The 2,097-nt window shown below is 74.4% G+C and carries 2 protein-coding genes; both read left to right on the top strand.

The features are described from left to right. A partial coding sequence (locus VM840_06560; protein HVL81235.1) for a sulfite exporter TauE/SafE family protein occupies positions 1 to 625 on the top strand: 625 nt, incomplete at its 5' end. Between the two features lie 55 nt (positions 626 to 680). Further along, positions 681 to 2,097, top strand: a 1,417-nt coding sequence (locus VM840_06565; GenBank protein HVL81236.1) for a DUF6049 family protein, incomplete at its 3' end; no start/stop codon positions are given.

A 2,097-nucleotide genomic window follows, 5' to 3' on the forward strand; every position in this document is an offset into this window, starting at 1 on the left:
GGGCACCACCCTGCCGGTCATTATCCCCACCGCTCTTACGGGCCTCGTCGCCTACGCCAGGGGCGGGTTCGTGGACGCGCGGATCGCCGTGCCCGCCGCCCTGGGGGGGGCCGGGTTCGCCGTCGTGGGCGCGCTGGCCACCTCGCGAGTGCGGGGCGAGCTGCTGCTGATCGCCACCGCCGCACTGATCCTGTTCCTCTCGGTGCGCATGCTCCGGGAGAGGACGGGCGTCTCCCAAGCGACCGCCCGCGGAGGCACGGCGCTCTACCTGGGGGTCGGCGCCGTGTCCGGGTTCGTGTCCGGGCTGCTGGGACTGGGCGGTGGGGTCGTCCTCGTCCCGGTCTTCACGGGGTTGCTGCGGCTCCCGATCAAGGTCGCGCTCGGCACGTCGTTGGCGGTGATCGCGGCGCAGGCCGTCCCGGGGACGATCGTCCACGAGCGGCTGGGCAACATCGACTGGGCGATCGCTCTCGGGCTGACCGTCGGCGTCATACCGGGTGCCCGGATCGGCTCGAGGCTGGCCGTGCGCGCATCGGACAGGCGTCTGCGCTTGGCGGTCGGGGTCGCCATGGGGCTGATGGCGGTCCTGTTCGGGGGGTCGGAGATCGTTGCCCTGATGACCTGACCCGCCCGGCCACAGCGTAGAGTACGCGGGGGCGCCGGACGCCCCGGGGCACACGATGCGGACCTACCACGACCCCCCTCTCCACGCCCGTCGGCTGGGCCGCGGCGCGACCGCGCTGGTGGTCCTGGCGATGCTGGCGACGGGTCCCGCCGGGTGGGCGCAGGGGTCCGACCTGGTCTCGCTGCAGGTGGCGGTGCGCCCCTGGTTCGGCCCTGGGACGCCGCTGCACGTGACGGCGACCGTCACCAACCCGAGCGGCAGCGAGCTGCGCGACCTCCGGGTGACCGTCTCCGTGCACCGCCGGGTCCGCAGCCGCAGCGACCTGCACCGCGCGCTCGACCGGGGGCCGGTGGGGACCCCACTGGAGGCGTCGAGCCACCGCGTGGACGAGCTCGGCGCGGGCGAGGCCACGACCGTCGAGATCACCGAGGACCTCGCCGCCCGGGGAGGGTTCTATGCGGCGCCGGACGGGGTCTACCCCCTCGTGGTCACCCTCGGAAAGGCGGGTGAGGATGTCCTACGGCAGGCGCGGACGGCGGTCGCCCTCGTATCCGAGCCGCCGCCGACGCCGCTGAGGTCGCTCCTCGTGCTGCGGGTCACTCCTCTGCCGCTGACGCACCCGGCGGACCCCGACGACCGCCGCTCGCTCCAGCGGCTCGAGGGCGTCCACGAGCGGCTCTCCCGGCTGACAGCAGCCGGGCCGGTGGCCGCATCCGTCTCACCCGTGCTGCTCACCGAGCTGGAGATGCTGCGGGAGCGGGCACCGGACCTGACCGACGACGTGATCCAGCGTCTCCGGGAGCTCGCGGGCGAGGAGCTCCTGCGGACGCCGTTCACCAACGTGCGGCTCCCGCAGGTCCCGGACATCGGATCGACCGTCCAGCAGGAGCTGCTGGACGGTGCGGCCGCATCCTCACGTGTCCTCGGGCAGGAACCGACCGGACCCGTCCTCCCCCCGGACCTGGCCGTGGACCCGGCGAGCCTGGAGGCCCTGCGCAGGATGGGCGTGCCCGCGGTCGTGGTGGACCCGAGCCAGGTGTCCGGGGGATCGACGCTCACCCGGGCGAACCCGATCTCGCTCCAGGGCGTGACCGCGGTCCCGGCGGACGCCACCATCACCGATCGCGCCTCGCGCGCCCGGACCGCCCTCGACGTCGGCCACGTGATGGCCGAGACGGCCATGGTGTTCTTCGAGAGTCCGGGTCGGCCGCGCACCTTGGCGCTCGTCCTCGACGCACTGGGCCCCCGTACCCCGGAGCTCGTCGAGGCCGTGCGCGCGGCTCCATGGCTGAGACCGATCGGGCCCGAAGAGCTGGGTCCGCCGGAGGCAGGCCAGCCGGCCCCGGCGACCGCGGAGACGGCCCCACCCGCCGCGTACCTCCAAGCGCTCGGGCGGGCCCGGTCCGCGGTCTCCGCGTTCGAGTCGTTCACGATGCCCGACCACCCGGACCGCCGGCGGATGCGCCTATGGC

The sequence above is a fragment of the Actinomycetota bacterium genome (genome assembly GCA_035540895.1).
GTDB lineage: Bacteria > Actinomycetota > JAICYB01 > JAICYB01 > JAICYB01 > DATLFR01.